Annotated in this window: 14 protein-coding genes and 1 tRNA gene; 3 read left to right on the forward strand and 12 right to left on the reverse strand. The window is 68.3% G+C overall.

Annotated elements, in window-relative coordinates:
* Positions 1-16: 16 nt before the first annotated feature.
* The 3 genes from AB7I40_RS19105 to AB7I40_RS19115 all read right to left on the reverse strand — a co-directional run bounded on the left by AB7I40_RS19105 (position 17) and on the right by AB7I40_RS19115 (position 2,088).
* On the reverse strand, positions 17-1,165 hold the full coding sequence (locus AB7I40_RS19105; RefSeq protein ID WP_428346844.1) for a branched-chain amino acid ABC transporter substrate-binding protein: 1,149 nt from the start codon (positions 1,163-1,165) through the stop codon (positions 17-19).
* A gap of 154 nt (positions 1,166-1,319) precedes the next feature.
* Positions 1,320-1,910, reverse strand: a complete 591-nt coding sequence (locus AB7I40_RS19110; protein ID WP_428346845.1) for an ANTAR domain-containing response regulator — start codon at positions 1,908-1,910, stop codon at positions 1,320-1,322.
* Positions 1,911-1,944: 34 nt separating this feature from the next.
* The gene (locus tag AB7I40_RS19115; RefSeq protein ID WP_428348121.1) at positions 1,945-2,088 is read right to left on the reverse strand and encodes a hypothetical protein; all 144 of its coding nucleotides are present in this window, start codon (positions 2,086-2,088) and stop codon (positions 1,945-1,947) included.
* Between the two features lie 62 nt (positions 2,089-2,150).
* On the opposite strand from AB7I40_RS19115, the gene AB7I40_RS19120 reads away from it, so the two are divergent.
* Both AB7I40_RS19120 and AB7I40_RS19125 read left to right on the forward strand, forming a co-directional pair.
* Positions 2,151-2,223 (forward strand) — tRNA-Leu (locus AB7I40_RS19120).
* Positions 2,224-2,264: 41 nt separating this feature from the next.
* Positions 2,265-3,005, forward strand: a complete 741-nt coding sequence (locus AB7I40_RS19125) for a transcriptional regulator (protein ID WP_428346846.1) — start codon at positions 2,265-2,267, stop codon at positions 3,003-3,005.
* A gap of 71 nt (positions 3,006-3,076) precedes the next feature.
* On the opposite strand, the gene pyk is transcribed toward AB7I40_RS19125, so the two are convergent.
* The 9 genes from pyk to trpC form a co-directional block, all read right to left on the reverse strand.
* Positions 3,077-4,525, reverse strand: a complete 1,449-nt coding sequence (gene pyk, locus AB7I40_RS19130; RefSeq protein ID WP_428346847.1) for a pyruvate kinase — start codon at positions 4,523-4,525, stop codon at positions 3,077-3,079.
* Positions 4,526-4,623: 98 nt separating this feature from the next.
* The gene (locus AB7I40_RS19135) at positions 4,624-6,090 is read right to left on the reverse strand and encodes a glutamate synthase subunit beta (RefSeq protein WP_428346848.1); all 1,467 of its coding nucleotides are present in this window, start codon (positions 6,088-6,090) and stop codon (positions 4,624-4,626) included.
* Positions 6,083-10,612, reverse strand: a complete 4,530-nt coding sequence (gltB, locus tag AB7I40_RS19140) for a glutamate synthase large subunit (RefSeq protein ID WP_428346849.1) — start codon at positions 10,610-10,612, stop codon at positions 6,083-6,085. The genes AB7I40_RS19135 and gltB overlap by 8 nt, the downstream gene beginning before the upstream one ends.
* Positions 10,613-10,776: 164 nt before the next feature.
* The gene (locus AB7I40_RS19145; protein ID WP_428346850.1) at positions 10,777-11,709 is read right to left on the reverse strand and encodes a metallophosphoesterase family protein; all 933 of its coding nucleotides are present in this window, start codon (positions 11,707-11,709) and stop codon (positions 10,777-10,779) included.
* Positions 11,710-11,711: 2 nt separating this feature from the next.
* A complete protein-coding gene (lgt, locus tag AB7I40_RS19150) occupies positions 11,712-12,635 on the reverse strand; it encodes a prolipoprotein diacylglyceryl transferase (RefSeq protein ID WP_428346851.1) in 924 nt (307 codons plus the stop codon).
* Positions 12,632-13,264 (reverse strand): SCO family protein, encoded by a 633-nt coding sequence (locus AB7I40_RS19155; protein WP_428346852.1) that lies wholly within the window; start codon positions 13,262-13,264, stop codon positions 12,632-12,634. The genes lgt and AB7I40_RS19155 overlap by 4 nt, the downstream gene beginning before the upstream one ends.
* Positions 13,257-14,087, reverse strand: a complete 831-nt coding sequence (trpA, locus tag AB7I40_RS19160) for a tryptophan synthase subunit alpha (RefSeq protein ID WP_428346853.1) — start codon at positions 14,085-14,087, stop codon at positions 13,257-13,259. The genes AB7I40_RS19155 and trpA overlap by 8 nt, the downstream gene beginning before the upstream one ends.
* Complete coding sequence (gene trpB, locus AB7I40_RS19165; protein ID WP_428346854.1) at positions 14,084-15,325, reverse strand: tryptophan synthase subunit beta; 1,242 nt, start codon at positions 15,323-15,325, stop codon at positions 14,084-14,086. The genes trpA and trpB overlap by 4 nt, the downstream gene beginning before the upstream one ends.
* Positions 15,322-16,107 carry an indole-3-glycerol phosphate synthase TrpC gene (gene trpC / locus AB7I40_RS19170; RefSeq protein ID WP_428346855.1) on the reverse strand — a complete coding sequence of 262 codons (786 nt, stop codon included), beginning with the start codon at positions 16,105-16,107 and terminating at the stop codon, positions 15,322-15,324. The genes trpB and trpC overlap by 4 nt, the downstream gene beginning before the upstream one ends.
* Before the next feature lie 156 nt (positions 16,108-16,263).
* Between trpC and AB7I40_RS19175 the strand changes: the two genes are divergently transcribed.
* Positions 16,264-16,593, forward strand: a complete 330-nt coding sequence (locus AB7I40_RS19175) for a DUF4190 domain-containing protein (protein ID WP_428346856.1) — start codon at positions 16,264-16,266, stop codon at positions 16,591-16,593.
* Positions 16,594-16,672: the final 79 nt, after the last annotated feature.

Genomic DNA, 16,672 nt, shown 5'->3' on the forward strand with positions numbered 1-16,672 from the left:
CGGTGGAGACGAACCGTCACTTGATGGGCGTGGGGTTGGCCACGTCCATGACGCCGTCCGAGACGAGGTAGGCGTAGATCGTCGACGAGGTGATGTCACCCTTGTCGTCGAACGCGACCGGGCCGCTGGCACCTTCGGCGGTGTAGGCACCGACGAACGTGTTGACGTCCTCGTGGCTGGTCTTGCCGTCCTCGAGCGCGGCCAGGAAAATGTTGGTCGCGTCGTAGGCCTGGGTCGAGTAGAGACCCGCGTCGGCACTGTTGACGGCGCTGTACTTCTCGTTGAAGTCAGCCGGAGCCGGACCCGCCGGAGCCGTCAGGATCGCGCCGTTGGCAGCCTGGGCTCCAGCAGCCTTGACGAACGCCGGGTCCTGGGATCCGTCGCCCGACATGAACGTGCCCTTGAAGCCGGCCTGGCGCAGCTGCTTGACCAGCAGACCCGCCTCGGCGTAGTAGCCGCCGTAGTAGACCGCGTCCGCGCCGGAGCTCTTGACCTTGGTCACCACGGCCGACATGTCGGTCTGGCCGACCTGGATCTGGTCGTCACCGACGAGCGCGTCACCGAGGGCACCCTTGACCACGTCGGCCAGGCCCTTGCTGTAGTCCTGGGCGTCGTCGACCACGAAGACCTTCGTGGCGCCGGCGGTCTCGGTCAGGTACTTGGCGCCAGCCGCGCCCTGGGCCGCATCGTTGCCGATGACCCGGTGCCAGGTGGTCCAGCCCTGCTCGGTGATGGTCACGTTCGTGGCCGACGGGGAGACCGAGGGCAGGCCAGCCTCGAAGAACGTCTTGCCGGTAGCCAGGGACTCACCCGAGAAGCCCGGGCCGACGAGGCCGATGATCGAGTCGTCGCCGATGATCTGGGTGGCGAGCGCGGGGGCCTTGTCAGGGCTGCCCTGGGAGTCGAACTCCTTCAGGCCGACCTCGCAGTCCGAGTGGTCCTTGTTGTACTCGTCCAGGGCGAGCTTGATGCCGCCGGTCATGTTGAGACCGAGCGCACCGGCATCGCCGGTCAGGGCGCCGAGGAAGGCGACGTTGTAGTTGCCGCACTCGTCGCCGCCGCTTGCCGCGGGGTCATTGTCGTCGGTGCTGCCACAGGCAGAAAGCACAAGACTCGCCGTGGCGAGCACAGCGAGAGCAGGCAGGGACTTCTTGGAACCGAACATCTGTCCTCCGTTGTACATGGGCCCGGGCGTGGCACGCCGCTGGGTCAGGGTTGGTGCAAAGTAGCACCAGTACGAGGCTCTGGGACCGCACAGCCGCCGGAGTTCTTCCGTCGTTGCCAACTTGTGACGTGATTTCTTGCGTCCTACACGCGGTTCAGCGCTTGTCGACCCCGTGCTCGACGATGCCTTCGGCCACCTGGCGCATGGACAGACGCAGGTCCATCGCCGTCTTCTGGATCCAGCGGAACGAGTCGGGCTCGCTGAGTTCGAGCTCCTTCTGCAGGATCCCCTTGGCCCGATCCACGACCTTGCGAGCCGCCAGGCTCTCGGCCAGATCGGCCACCTCCTTCTCCAGGGCACTGATCTCCGCGAAACGGCTGACCGCCATCTCGATCGCCGGGACCAGGTCCGCCTTGGTGAAGGGCTTGACCAAGTAGGCCATCGCGCCGGCATCCCGGGCGCGCTCCACCAGGTCGCGCTGGCTGAAGGCCGTCAGGATGACCACGGGGGCGATCCGCTGCGAAGCGATGCGCTCGGCAGCCGAGATGCCGTCGAGCTTGGGCATCTTGACATCCAGGATGACCAGGTCGGGCCGCTCGGACTCGGCGAGGGCGATGGCCTTCTCGCCGTCGCCGGCCTGGCCCACGACGTCGTACCCCTCCTCGACCAGCATCTCCGCCAGATCCATCCGGATCAGGGCTTCGTCTTCGGCGATGACCACTCGGCGGCTGGCGACTTCGTTCACGCGGACAAGGCTAGTGCCCCATCACCTCGGCCCGTCAGCCGCTGTGGGCGATCCAGACTTTCACGCTCATCGGCGCGCCCGCCGCGGGATGTGCGTGGTCCGCGAGGTACGCCGCGACCTCCTCTCGCTCGACCCTGCCGCGACTGCAGGCGACCGCGGAGGTCCGGGCGTTGGTCACGGCCTCACGGGGTGGGTGATGGCGAATCGCGCGGTGTGATCCGGTACCTTGGTCGCTGCTCAGCCCCGGTATCCCAACGGCAGAGGAAATGGTCTCAAACACCATCTAGTGTGGGTTCGAATCCCACCCGGGGCACAGGTGGCGCCGGTGTCGGCGCCTTCCGCGACACTCGGGCAGTGCACAGCTCCAAGGTCCGTGAGACCGCGCTCATGCTCCTCCACGAGGGGCGAAGTCTCACCGACGTGGCCAGATCCTTGGAGGTCAGCCGGTCGACGTTGCGAGCATGGCAGGCGTGCGGGCAGCCGATCCTGCGTTCATGCGCCCGGTGCGACGACGCTGACCTGCCTGCGAAGGAATACGCGGCACTGTTGGGCTACTACCTAGGAGACGGCTGCGTTTCCGTCGCCGGCCCGCATGTGACCTTCCGGGTCTCCTGTGATGTCCGTTTCCCCAACGTCGTCTCTGACGTGGTCGGCCTCATTCGTGGCGTGAACCCCGGGCGGAAAGTCTTCGAGGTGCCGGCTCCAGGCGTGACGGTCGTGCACTCGAACTGGAAGCACTGGCCCTGCCTGTTCCCCCAACACGGCCCGGGTCGCAAGCACGAGAGGCCGATCGTGCTCGAGGACTGGCAGCAGGAGATCGTGGCCGAGCACCCCGCAGACCTCCTGCGCGGGTTGTTCCACTCCGACGGGTCGCGGGTGCGCAACTGGGCGACCAGGGTGGTGGGCGGCCAGCGCAGGCGCTATGACTACCCGCGCTGGCAGTTCACGAACAACTCCCGCGACATCCAGCTCCTGTGCTGCGCAGCATTGGACGCAGCGGGCATCGCCTGGCGCCAGTCCAACTGGAAGACCATCTCCGTGTCCACCCGTGCAGCCGTGGCCACTCTCGACCAGCTCATCGGGCTCAAGCGATGAGCACTGCGTGGGGCACCCGTCGCTCGGACCGGTGCCCCACGCAGCTGTGTGAAGCCCTCCCCAGGACCGGGTCAGCGAGTGCTGCGGTAGGCCGGTGCGACCTCGTTGATCGCGTCACCCATCTTGTGGATGCGCAGGGCATTCGTGGATCCCGGGATCCCCGGGGGCGCTCCGGCGATGATCACGACCAGATCGCCCTCATCGACTCGGCCGATCTCGAGCAGCTGCTCGTCGACCTGCCGCACCATCTCGTCGGTGTGCTCGACCTCCACGGTCTTGAAGGTCTCGACGCCCCAGGTCATGGACAGCTGCGAGCGCGTGGAGGCTTCGGGCGTGAAGGCAAGGATCGGGATCTGGCCGCGGTAGCGCGACAGGCGGCGCGCCGAGTCACCACTCTGTGTGAACGCGACGAGGTAGCGCGCCCCGACCCGCTCAGCCACCTCGGCGGCGGCCTTGGCCACCACCCCACCGGTGGTGTGGGGGTTCCAGTCGATGGCCGCCATCCGGGCGAGCCCGTGGTCCTCGGTGGACTCCAGGATCCTCGCCATCGTCTGGACGGCCTCGATGGCGTACTCCCCCACGCTCGTCTCGCCGGACAGCATCACGGCGTCGGCGCCATCGAGCAGCGCATTGGCCACGTCGGTCGCCTCGGCGCGTGTGGGAGCCGGCGCCGAGATCATGGACTCCAGCATCTGGGTGGCCACGATGACGGGCTTGGCGTTGCGCCTGGCCTTCTCGATGACGCTCTTCTGCAGGAACGGCACGTCCTCGAGGGGGCATTCCACGCCGAGGTCGCCGCGGGCCACCATGATCCCGTCGAACGCATCGACGATGCCGTCAAGGTTCTCGATGGCCTGGGGCTTCTCGATCTTGGCGATGACCGGAAGCCTGAAGCCTTCCTCGTCCATCACCCGGTGCACGTCCTCGACATCCGTCGCGGAGCGCACGAACGACAGCGCGATGAAGTCCACACCGATCCTGATGGCCCAGCGCAGGTCCTCGATGTCCTTCTCCGACAGGGCCGGGACCGAGACCGCGACCCCGGGCAGGTTGATGCCCTTGTTGTTGCTGATCTTGCCTGCCGTGACGACCTCGGTCAGCACCTCGGTGTCGGAGACCTCGAGGACCTTCAACCGGACCTTTCCATCGTCGATCAGGATGGGGTCGCCTGGTGAGACGTCGCCGGGCAGACCCTTGTACGTCGTCCCGCAGATGTCGACGTCGCCGGGGACGGTCCGGGTCGTGATGGTGAAGGTGGCGCCCTTCTTCAGCTTGACCGGGCCGTCAGCGAAGGTCTCCAACCGGATCTTCGGACCTTGGAGGTCGGCGAAGATACCCACCCCGTGGCCGGTGGCGTCAGCCGCCTCCCGGACCATGCTGTACATCTTCTCGTGATCGGCGTATCCGCCATGACTCATGTTGAGGCGTGCCACGTCCATGCCGGCCTCGACGAGTTCGCGAATCTTCGCGGACGTGCCGACTGCGGGACCAAGGGTGCACACGATCTTTGCTCTTCGCACAACGACGACCCTACTGGGCTACCGGCGGGTTGGCCCTGCCGGTCTGGATCGATCCAAAGAATTCATCGGAAGCGCCGCGTGTCATGCGTTCCACGAGGTCACACCATCAAGGGGCGAGCGGTCGGCGGGATCGGCGAGGGCAACGTGGTGGAACCAGTGAGGAACTCGTCCACGGCCGCCGCAGCGGCCCGTCCCTCCGCGATCGCCCACACGATCAGGGACTGCCCACGGCCCGCGTCACCGGCCACGAAGACGCCCTCGACCGACGAGGCATAGTGCAGGTCGCGCTTGACGTTGCCGCGCTCATCGAGCTCCACCGCGAGCTGCTCGATCAGTCCGGGCCGCTCCGGTCCGACGAAGCCCATCGCGAACAGCACGAGCTCGGCGGGGATCTCGCGTGTCGACCCTTCGACCTCCACGAACTTCCCGCCCTCGAAGACCACCTCGGTCAGGCTGAGCGCCCGGACGTGGCCGGACTCGTCGCCGAGGAACTCCTTGGTCGACACCGAGTAGACCCGGTCGCCGCCCTCCTCGTGGGCCGAGGAGACCCGGTAGGTCATCGGGTACGTCGGCCACGGCTGCGTCTCGGGACGCGCCTCGGGGGGCAGCGGCAGGATCTCCAGCTGCGTGATCGTGGCGGCGCCCTGACGAATCGAGGTGCCCAGGCAGTCGGCACCCGTGTCGCCGCCACCGATGATCACCACGTTCTTGCCGGCCGCGGTGATCTGGTCGGTGACCTCCTCCCCGAGGGAGGCCCGGTTCGACTGCGGCAGGAACTCCATGGCCTGGTGGATGCCGACGAGCTCCCGGCCGGGGACCGGGAGGTCCCGGGCCGCGGTGGCGCCCATCGCCAGGATGACGGCGTCGTAGCGCTCCCGGAGCTGGTCGCCGGTCAACTCGTTGCCGACGTCGATCCCCGCGCGGAACACGGTGCCCTCGCGACGCATCTGGTCGATCCGCCGGTCGAGATGCTTCTTCTCCATCTTGAACTCGGGGATGCCGTAGCGCAGGAGGCCACCCACCTTGTCGGCCCGCTCGTAGACCGCCACCGTGTGGCCGGCGCGGGTGAGCTGTTGGGCAGCGGCCAGGCCCGCAGGCCCGGAACCGATCACGGCCACGGTGCGTCCGGAGAGCCATTCGGGAGGCTGAGGACGAACGAACCCGGAATCCCAGGCCCGGTCGATAATCGAGACCTCGACGTTCTTGATCGTCACCGGGTCCTGGTTGATGCCGAGCACGCAGGCGGTCTCGCAGGGTGCCGGGCAGAGGCGTCCGGTGAACTCCGGGAAGTTGTTCGTCGCGTGCAGCCGCTCGATGGCGCCCTCCCAGTCGTCGCGCCAGACGAGGTCGTTCCACTCGGGGATGATGTTGCCCAGCGGACATCCCTGATGACAGAACGGGATCCCGCAGTCCATGCAGCGTCCGGCCTGCTTGCTGATGATCGGCAGCAGGGCACGCCCGATGCCGTCGGGGTAGACCTCGTTCCAGTCCTTGACGCGTTCCTCGACCGGCCGGCGGTCGGCCACCTCGCGGCCCACCTTCAAGAAGCCCTTGGGGTCAGCCATGAAGCACCTCCATGATCCGGGCCGAGGCCTCGTCCTCGCTGAGGCCCTCCTGGAGGGCCTCGGCTCGGGCCTCGAGCACACGCTTGTAGTCACGAGGCATCACCTCGGTGATGCGGGACAGGGCCGCCGGCCAGTCTGCGAGCAGGTCCTCGGCCACCTTCGAGCCGGTCTCCTCGTGGTGCCGGCGCACCAGCACCTCGAGCTCCTGGCCGGTCGCGGCGTCCACAGGTCCGAGTTCGACGAACTCGGGGTTGACCCGCCAGGGTTTGAGGTCGAGCACGTAGGCCACACCGCCGGACATGCCGGCGGCGAAGTTTCGCCCGGTCTTGCCGAGCACCACGACCCGGCCACCGGTCATGTACTCGCAGCCGTGGTCACCGACGCCCTCCACCACAGCGGTGGCACCGGAGTTGCGCACGCAGAACCGCTCGCCGACTCCCCCGCCGAGGAAGATCTCCCCGGAGGTGGCTCCGTAGCCGATCGTGTTGCCCGCGATGATCTGCTCGTTGGCGTTGAACGTCGCCCGCCTGTCGGTGCGCACGACCAGACGCCCGCCGGAGAGTCCCTTGCCGACGTAGTCGTTGGCGTCGCCCTCCAGGCGCAGGGTGATGCCAGGCGGCAGGAACGCGCCGAACGACTGACCCGCGGAACCGGTCAGCGTGATGTCGATGGTGCCCTCCGGAAGTCCTGCGGCCTTGTAGCGCTTGGTGACCTCGTGGCCGAGCATGGTGCCGACGGTGCGGTTGACGTTGCGTACGGCGAGCTGGGCACGCACCGGCTCACCGCGCTCCAGGGCAGGTTCGGCCAGGGCGATCAGCTCGATGTCGAGGGCACGGGCCAGGCCGTGGTCCTGACCGGTGGTGTTGCGTAGGGCAGTGCCCTCGGGCAGGGCCGGCTTGTGCAGGATCGGGGTCAGGTCGAGACCCGACGCCTTCCAGTGCTCGATGGCCGGGGCGATGTCGAGCGCCTCGACGGCGCCCACGGCCTCGGCCAGCGTGCGGAAGCCCAGCTCGGCCAGCAGCTCGCGAACCTCCTCGGCGATGTACTCGAAGAACGTCACGACGAACTCCGGCTTGCCGGAGAACCTCTCGCGGAGCACGGGATTCTGCGTGGCTACGCCCACGGGGCAGGTGTCGAGGTGACACACGCGCATCATGATGCAGCCCGAGACGACCAGGGGTGCGGTGGCGAAACCGAACTCCTCGGCGCCCAGCAGAGCGGCGATGACGACGTCGCGCCCGGTCTTGAGCTGGCCGTCGGCCTGCACGACGATCCGGTCCCGCAGCCCGTTGAGGAGCAGCGTCTGCTGGGTCTCGGCAAGGCCCAGCTCCCACGGCCCACCGGCATGCTTGAGCGACGTGAGCGGCGAGGCGCCGGTGCCACCGTCGTGCCCGGAGATCAGCACGACGTCGGCATGGGCCTTGGAGACCCCGGCCGCCACGGTGCCCACGCCGACCTCGGAGACGAGCTTGACGTGCACCCGCGCCGAAGGGTTGGCGTTCTTGAGGTCATGGATGAGCTGAGCCAGGTCTTCGATGGAGTAGATGTCGTGGTGCGGCGGCGGCGAGATCAGGCCGACGCCGGGGGTGGAGTGTCGGGTCTTGGCCACCCAGGGATAGACCTTGTGGCCGGGCAGCTGACCGCCCTCACCAGGCTTGGCACCCTGCGCCATCTTGATCTGGATGTCGTCGGCGTTGGTGAGGTACTCCGAGGTCACCCCGAAGCGTCCTGAGGCCACCTGCTTGATCGACGAACGGCGGCTCGGGTCGTGGAGTCGCTCGGCGTCCTCGCCGCCCTCGCCGGTGTTGGACTTCGCCCCGATGCTGTTCATCGCGATCGCGAGGGTCTCGTGGGCTTCCTGGGAGATCGACCCGTAGGACATGGCTCCGGTGGAGAACCGCTTCACGATCTCCGAGACGGGTTCGACCTCCGCGATGTCGATCGAGGCTCGGTCACTGGCGAACCGGAACAGGCCCCGGAGGGTCATCAGCTGCTCCGACTGCTCGTCCACGCGCGAGGTGTACTGCTTGAACACGTCGTAGCGCCCGGCCCGGGTGGCGTGCTGCAACCGGAACACCGTCTCGGGGTCGAACAGGTGCGGCTCGCCCTCGCGGCGCCACTGGTACTCGCCGCCGATGGCCAGCTCCCGGTGGGCGGGCGCGATGCCGCCGCGCGGGTACGCCGTCGCATGGCGACGCGCCACCTCCTCGGCGATGGTGTCCAGGTCGATGCCGCCGAGCTTGGAGGTCATGCCGGTGAAGTACTTGTCGACCACGGCGTGCGACAGGCCGACCGCCTCGAAGATCTGGGCACCGGTGTAGGAGGCCACCGTGGAGACGCCCATCTTGGACATCACCTTGAGCACCCCCTTGCCGAGCGCCTTGACCAGGTTCTTGACCGCGACCTCGGGCTCGGTGGTGACGTAGTAGCCGTCTCGCGCCAGGTCCTCCACGCTCTCCATGGCCAGGTAGGGGTTGACCGCGGCTGCCCCGAACCCGATCAGGAGGGCGACGTGGTGCACCTCGCGGACGTCACCTGCCTCGATGAGCAGGCCCACCTGGGTGCGCGTCTTCTCGCGGACGAGGTGGTGGTGCACCGCACCGGTGAGGAGCAGCGAGGGGATCGGCGCCAGCTCGGCGGTGGAGTGTCGGTCGGACAGCACGATCACCCGGGCACCGTCGGCGATCGCCGCGGACACCTCCTGGCAGATCTCGTCGATGCGCCGAGCCATGGCCGCACCCCCGCCCTCGACCTCGTAGAGGCCGCGAGACACATGGGTGATGAAGCCGGGCATGTCGCCATCACGGTTGATGTGGCGCACCTTGGCCAGGTCGTCGTTGTCGATCACCGGGAAGGACAGCACCACCTGGCGACACGAAGCCGGCGAGGGGTCGAGCAGGTTGCCCTCGGGCCCGATGGTCCCGTTGAGTGACGTGACGAGCTCTTCGCGAATGGCGTCCAGCGGTGGGTTGGTCACCTGGGCGAAGAGCTGGCTGAAGTAGTCGAACAGCAGCCGCGGCTTGTCCGACAGCGCCGCGATCGGGGTGTCGGTGCCCATCGACCCGAGCGGCTCGCCGCCGGTGTTGGCCATCGGGGTGAGCAGGATCCGCAGCTCCTCCTCGGTGTAGCCGAAGATCTGCTGCCGGCGGGTCACCGAGGCGTGGGTGTGCACGATGTGCTCGCGCTGGGGGACGTCCTTGAGGTGGATGAGCCCGGCGTGCAGCCACTCGTCGTACGGGTGCTCGGCGGCCAGCTCAGCCTTGACCTCCTCGTCCTCGATGATGCGGTGCTCATCGGTGTCGACCAGGAACATCTTGCCGGGCTGCAGCCGTCCCTTGCGCACGATCGTGGCCGGATCGAGGTCGAGCACGCCGACCTCCGAGGCCAGCACGACCAGGCCGTCGTCGGTGACCCAGTAACGCGATGGCCGCAGGCCGTTGCGGTCCAGGACGGCACCGATCTGGGACCCGTCGGTGAACACGACGCACGCGGGCCCGTCCCAGGGCTCCATCATGGCCGAGTGGAAGGCGTAGAACGCGCGCCGCTTCTCGTCCATCTCGGTGTGGTTCTCCCACGCCTCGGGAATCATCATCAAGACGGCGTGGGGCAGGGAGCGACCGCCCATGTGCAGCAGCTCGAGGACCTCGTCGAAGGAAGCCGAGTCGGAGGCGCCCGGTGTGCAGATCGGGTTGAGGCGTTCGAGATCGCCCGGGATGACGTCGGACTCCAGCAGGGCTTCGCGCGCGCGCATCCAGTTGCGGTTGCCCTTGACGGTGTTGATCTCGCCGTTGTGTGCGATGAACCGGAAGGGGTGGGCCAGCGGCCAGCTCGGGAAGGTGTTGGTGGAGAAGCGGGAATGGACCACCGCGAGAGCGGAGGCGATCCGCTCGTCGACGAGGTCGGGGAAGACGTGGTCGAGCTGATCGGTGGTGAGCATCCCCTTGTAGGCCAGGGTGCGCGAGGACAGGGACGGGAAGTACACGTCCGTCTCGAGCTCGGCACGCTTGCGCAGGCAGTAGGCCAGACGCTCGAGGGCCATCCCGCTGACCCGCGAACCCGCTCCGGCGACGAAGAGCTGGCTGAAGGACGGCATCACCGAACGGGCCGTCTGCCCCAGGGAGTCGGGGATGACAGGGATGTCGCGCCACCCCACGACGGTGAGACGCTCCTCGGCGGCGATCTCCTCGATCCGGGACTTGGTCTTGGCGACCTCGTCCTCGGCCCCAGGCAGGAAGGCGGTCCCGACGGCATAGAAGTGTGGGGCCGGCAGTTCGAAGCCGGCGTCACGGGCGACCTCGCGCAGGAACGCATCGGGCACCTGCATGAGGATCCCGGCACCGTCACCGGAATTGACCTCGGCACCGGCAGCGCCGCGGTGGTCGAGGTTGCGCAGGGCAGTGAGCGCCTTGGCCACGATGTCGTGGCTGGCCACGCCGGTCAGGGTCGCCACGAAGGCCACGCCGCACGCATCGTGCTCGTGGAGTCCGTCGTACAGCCCTTGGGGCGGCGGGAATGCGTGCATTTCGGGCACTGGGCATTCTCCCGTCGTCGTCAGCGTCGCAAGGTTCGCGACGAATCGGTCTGGAGCTTGATTCGGGCAGGGGACGACGTTGGCCCAAGCGCGAAACTCAGGCTATCACCGACGCCACCGGCACCCGGTGCACGAGCGTCGGGACGGACACCACCTCAGTGGCAGGACCGTCTGCCGGCGTCACGGACGTGCCCGTCGATCGTCCGGAACCTCCATGAGAAGGCCTGAGGCCCCAGCGTCAGGTCGAGGACGCCGAACCTGTCGGCGCGGAAGTAGCGGCTGCCCGGCGCCTCGCGACCGCGGTGGTAGAGCGACTTGCCGCCGGTGCCGACCACGAAGGAGGTGATGCCCCTGCGTGGACGTGCGTGGGCCCCGGCGTCCATCGGAGCGAAGCGCTCGTAGTCGTGGTCGTGGCCGGCCAGGGCCAGGTCGACGCCGTGCGCGTAGGCGATCCTCCAGAAGGGCGCCATGCTGGCGTCCGAACCGTGTTCGAGGCCGGAGGAGTAGCGGGGATGGTGCATGACCATGGCCGTGCAGGTCGTGGCACTGGTGTCGAGGTCGTCGGCCAGCCACCGGCGCTCCTCGCCACAGTCGATGTCGTCACAGTTCGAGTTCAGCAGGTAGACCCGCCAGGCCCCGAGCGTCGCCACCGAGTAACCCGGAGCCGGGGCTGCGACCGACCCGAAGTAGCGGTAGTACCCCGCAGCGCCGGCCGTCTTGTACTCATGGTTGCCCGGCACCGGGATCGTGACGTCCTGGAACGTCCCCCAGGAGTCGTCGTAGGAGCCGGTGAAGGCCGAGTAGGAACCCTTCTCGTACTGCAGGTCGCCGAGCGCCAGGACCCGGTCGACGCCCAGGCTGCGGATCAGTCGAGCCGTCGCAGCCTGCCGGCAGCTCGTCCGGGTGGGGCCCTGGCCGGGGGCGCAGGCCACGTCACCGGCTGCGACGACCCGGACGGCAGCCGCCCGATTCGATGTTCCCGTCGTGGAGTGCGTGGATGCCTGCGGCGGTGAGCTGCTCCCGCATCCGGCCAGCAACGCGACCAGGACCGTGCCGATCGCGGCACCGATCACCGCGGGCTGACGCATCCTCAGCCCTCCTCGTCGGTGCTGGAGTCCGCCGCGGCGGGGGCGGTGTCCGCCGTCGCGGCGGGTCCGAAGCCGTCCTGGTAGACGCTCTCCTCACGGCCGGGATGCCTGCGTGCACTCCAGGTGAACCAGATCGCACCGACCACGAACAAGACGATCGATGTCCACACGTTGAGCCTCAGCCCGAAGACGTCGTTCATCTGCACCTTGTCGACGCGCAGGTATTCGATCCAGCCGCGCCCCGCGGTGTATCCCATGATGTACAGCGCCATCACGCGCCCGTAGCCGAGCGTGAACCTCTTGTCCGCCCAGACCAGCAGTCCGAAGACCCCCATGTTCCACAGGAATTCGTAGAGGAACGTCGGGTGGTGGTAGGTGGTCGGCACCGGGTTGCCCGACGCATCCCTGGTGATCGCCAGCTTCCAGGGCAGATCGGTGACCTTGCCGTAGAGCTCCTGGTTGAAGTAGTTGCCGAACCGGCCGATCGCCTGCGCGACGATCACACCGGGAGCCATGGCGTCGAGCGCCGGAAGGATCCTGATCCCCTTGCGGCGCGCACCGATCCACACACCCAGGGAGCCCAAGGCGATGGCCCCCCAGATGCCGAGGCCGCCGTTCCACACGTAGAACACCGCCCACGGACTCTGGTCCGGGTTGCCGAAGTAGAGATCGTTGTCGGTGATCACGTGGTAGAGCCGCCCGCCGACGAGACCGAACGGGACCGCCCACAGCGCCAGATCCTGGATGTCGCCGTACGTGCCGCCCCGAGCCACCCACCTGCGCTCGGAGATCACGATCGCGACGATGATCCCGGCGATGATGCACAGCGCATACGCCCGGATCGGCAACGGGCCGAGATGCCAGACCCCCTGGCCGGGGCTTGGGATCGTCCAGGCGAGGGTGGGGCCGAACAGGGCCGCGGTCACGAATCCTCCAACGGGTCGTCGAGCAGACGGATGATATCGGAGGCGAACTGCGCCGAGGAGGTGCCGTAGGTCCACACGATCGGGGAATGGTCGTCCTGGTCGATGGCGATCACCTGGGTGCTGTGGTCCACCTCGTAGCCGCCGCTGGCCAACTTGGCCCCCTTCTCGATGAAGACACCGAGCTGGTCCCCCACGGCCTGGATGTCGCGCAGCGGCCCGGTGAGGCCGATGAAACCGGGGTCGAAGCGCGCGAGGTACCGCTTCAGGGTCGCCTCATCGTCGCGCGCTGGGTCGGTGGTGATGAACACGACGTCGACCGCGGCCCGTTGGGCATCGTCGAGACGGGTCATCGCGCTGGCCAGGGAACCCATGACCGCCTGACAGATGTCGGGGCAGTTGGTGTAGCCGAAGAACACCAGCGTCAACGGCTTCGTGGTGTCGGTGACCACGTCGTACGGCGCACCGGTGTCGTCGGTCAGCGTGATGTCGGGGACGACGTACTGCTTGTCCAGTACGGCGCCGTAGTAGCCGTCGTCGGAGCGACTGTCGGAGCCGTCCGCCACCCCCTGGCTGCCAGCGCAGCCACCGAGCAGGAGCAGGCACACCAACACGGCGACCGCCTTAGGCACGAACGACCTCCGCGCGCACACCGGCGGCCAGATCGCGGGTCAGAGCACCCACGGACTCCAGCCCCGCGCTCCGGTCGGTGCCGGCATCGAGGAGGGCCCTGACGAAGGCTGATCCGACGATCACGCCGTCGGCGTACGCCGCGACCTCGGCGGCCTGAGATCCGTTGGAGACCCCGAGCCCGACGCCGACCGGGAGGTCGGTGGCCAGGCGGGTACGGGCCACCAGCGGTCCGGCGAGGTCGCTGGTCGTGGTGCGGGCTCCCGTGACCCCCATGACAGCCGTGGCATAGACGAACCCTCGGCAGTTGGCCGTCGTCATGGCGATCCGGGCATCGGTGGACGAGGGCGCGACCAGGAACACCTTGTCCAGGCCGTGCTCGTCGGCGGCTGCGATCCACTCCGCGCCGCTGTCGGGGGTCAGGTCCGGGGTGATCAGGCCGGCACCTCCGGCACCGGACAGGTCGGCGGCGAACCGCTCGACGCCATACTTCTCGATCGGGTTCCAGTAGGTCATCACGACCGTGGGCGTCCCGGTCGCCGCGACTGCCTCGACCGTCCGGAGTACGTCGGTGGTGCGCACCCCCCCTTCGAGGGCCTGCTGGGCTGCCGCCTGGATGGTGGGCCCGTCCATGACCGGGTCGCTGTAGGGCAGTCCGACCTCGATGACGTCACAGCCGGCTTCCACCATGATCTGGATGGCCGCGATGGATCCCGCCACGTCGGGAAAACCTGCCGGCAGGTAGCCGATGAGGGCCGCTCTCCCCTCAGCACGCGCTGCTGCGAAGGCGGACGCCGTGGACGGGCCGGCTCCCGAGCGCGTCACTTGTCGTCCTCCAGTTCGGCGGGGCTCGTGCTGAGTCCGAACCACTCGATCGCGGTGCCCATGTCCTTGTCCCCGCGTCCCGACAGGTTGATCAGCATGACCTGGTCGGCGGTCATGTCCTGAGCCACCTGGAGTGCGCCTGCGATCGCGTGGGCCGACTCGATCGCCGGGATGATGCCCTCGGTGCGACTGAGCAGCGCCATGGCGTCCATCGCATCCGCGTCGGTCACCGGTCGGTAGGTCGCGCGCCCGGTCGTGGCCAGGTGGGCGTGTTGGGGCCCCACCCCGGGGTAGTCGAGGCCCGCGGAGATGGAGTGCGACTCGACGGTCTGGCCGTCGGCGTCCTGGAGCACGAACGTGCGCGCGCCGTGCAGGACTCCCCGGTCGCCCGCGTGGATGGTGGCCGCGTGTCGACCGGTCTCGACGCCGTCGCCGCCCGGTTCGAAGCCATAGATCGCCACGTCGGGATCATCCAGGAACGCTGTGAAGAGACCGATGGCGTTGGACCCGCCGCCGACACAGGCGGCGATGGCGTCCGGCAGCCTGCCGGTCAGGTCGAGACACTGCTGCCGGGCCTCGTCCCCGATCCCCCGCGTGAAGTCGCGGACCATGCTCGGGAAGGGATGCGGACCGGCAGCGGTGCCGAACAGGTAAGCGGTGTGATCGACGCTCGCCACCCAGTCGCGCAGTGCCTCGTTGATCGCATCCTTCAGCGTGGCGCTCCCGGAGTCGACCGGGATGACCTTGGCGCCCAGCAGTTCCATGCGGGCCACGTTGAGTGCCTGGCGCCGAGTGTCGACCGAGCCCATGTAAACCGTGCAGTCGAGCCCGAAGTACGCCGCAGCGGTGGCGCTGGCCACGCCGTGCTGACCGGCACCGGTCTCCGCGATCACCCGGGTCTTGCCCATGCGCTTGGTGAGCAGTGCCTGCCCCAGAACGTTGCGGATCTTGTGGGCCCCGGTGTGGTTGAGGTCCTCTCGCTTGAGCAGGATGCGGGTGCCCACCAGCTTCGAGAGCCGCTCTGCCTCATAGAGCGAGCTCGGTGTGCCGGCGTACTCCCGCAGGATGGTCTCGAAGGACCTGACGAACTCGGGGTCGGCCATGGCGCCCTGCCAGGCCAGCGTGAGCTCGTCGAGCGCAGCCACGAGTGCCTCGGGCATGAATCGGCCCCCGAAGTCACCGAAGTAGCCGAGCTCGTCGGCGTCGTACCGGTTCTCCACACGCTGGTCAGTGCTCATCGACCCAGTCCTGTCATCTCACGGACGGCACCCTCGGGGTCACCGTCCTTCACCAGAGCCTCACCGACGAGCACGACGTCCGCGCCCTCCGCGGCGAAGCGGCTCACGTCGGCGGGGCCGGTGATGCCCGACTCCGCCACCTTCACGATCCTGTGGGGGATCAACGGGGCGAGGCGACCGAACGTGTCGCCATCGACCGCCAGCGTCTTGAGGTTGCGGGCGTTGACGCCGATCAGCTCGGCGCCCAGCTCGACCGCCAGCCGGGTCTCGGGTTCGTCGTGCACCTCCACCAGCACCGTCAGACCCCAGGCCCTCGCCTCGATGTGGAGTTCGTGGAGTTCGCGCCTGGTCAGTGCCGCCACGATCAGCAGCACCAGGTCGGCGCCGGCGGCTCGGGCCTCGGCCAGCTGATAGCTGGACACGATGAAGTCCTTGCGCAGCAGCGGGGTGCCGACCGCGGCGCGAACCGCCCTGAGGTCCTCGAGGCTGCCGCCGAAGCGGCGCTCCTCGGTCAGCACACTGATGGCCGCGGCTCCCCCGCGGCTGTAGGCCGAGGCCAGGGCTGCGGGGTCCGGGATGTCAGCCAGGTCCCCCTTGCTGGGGCTGCGCCGCTTGACCTCGGCGATCACACTCACTCCGGGTGCCCGGAAGGCGGGCATGGGGTCCTTGGCCGGCGCAGCAGCCTTCGCCAAGGCACGCACTCGCTCGAAGGGCACGGCTGCCTCACGGCGCGCCAGGTCAAGACGGACGCCGTCGACGATCTCGTCGAGAACTGAGCTCACGTGGGCTGACTTTCGCTGACGTGGGTGGGACGACGTCAAGCCTCTCACGCGGCTGCGCAGCCGGACCCCGTGGCTCCCGGGGCTGGAACGTGTGTAGCCTCCCTGCCACACCGACCGGACCGATCCGGGCCGATCCCAGCTGGAAGGTTGACGACGATGAGCTACGGCACCCCACCCCCGGGCGGCGGCTACGGCCAGCAGCCGTACGGCGCCCCAGCGCCCCAGCATCCCTCGGCCACGACCGCCCTGATCCTGGGGATCCTCAGCTTCGTCCTCTGCGGCCCGTTCACGGGCGTGCCCGCCTACTTCGTCGGCAAGCGGGCCGAGCGTGAGATCGCGGCCTCGAACGGCACCCTGTCGGGTGACGGGATGGCCAAGGCGGGCTGGATCCTGGGTCTGGTCTCCATCATCCTGACCGTGCTCTCGCTCATCGCGCTCGTCGTCATCGTGATCGTCGTGGCCGTCGCGTCGAGCAGCAACGCGTAGCTGCCCTGTGTAACCTCGGGCACCACTGCCCACCACCCGAGTGCCGCACCTGACCCTGGTGCGGTCGGACGAAGGGGAC

It is taken from the genome of Nocardioides sp. (genome assembly GCF_050246775.1).
Classification (GTDB): domain Bacteria; phylum Actinomycetota; class Actinomycetes; order Propionibacteriales; family Nocardioidaceae; genus Nocardioides.

Coding starts and splice junctions, on each gene's coding strand:
- AB7I40_RS19105 (WP_428346844.1), bottom strand. CDS start 1,165: ATGTTCGGTTCCAAGAAGTCCCTGCCTGCTCTCGCTGTGCTCGCCACG.
- AB7I40_RS19135 (WP_428346848.1), bottom strand. CDS start 6,090: ATGGCTGACCCCAAGGGCTTCTTGAAGGTGGGCCGCGAGGTGGCCGAC.
- gltB (WP_428346849.1), bottom strand. CDS start 10,612: ATGCACGCATTCCCGCCGCCCCAAGGGCTGTACGACGGACTCCACGAG.
- AB7I40_RS19145 (WP_428346850.1), bottom strand. CDS start 11,709: ATGCGTCAGCCCGCGGTGATCGGTGCCGCGATCGGCACGGTCCTGGTC.
- trpB (WP_428346854.1), bottom strand. CDS start 15,325: ATGAGCACTGACCAGCGTGTGGAGAACCGGTACGACGCCGACGAGCTC.
- AB7I40_RS19175 (WP_428346856.1), top strand. CDS start 16,264: ATGAGCTACGGCACCCCACCCCCGGGCGGCGGCTACGGCCAGCAGCCG.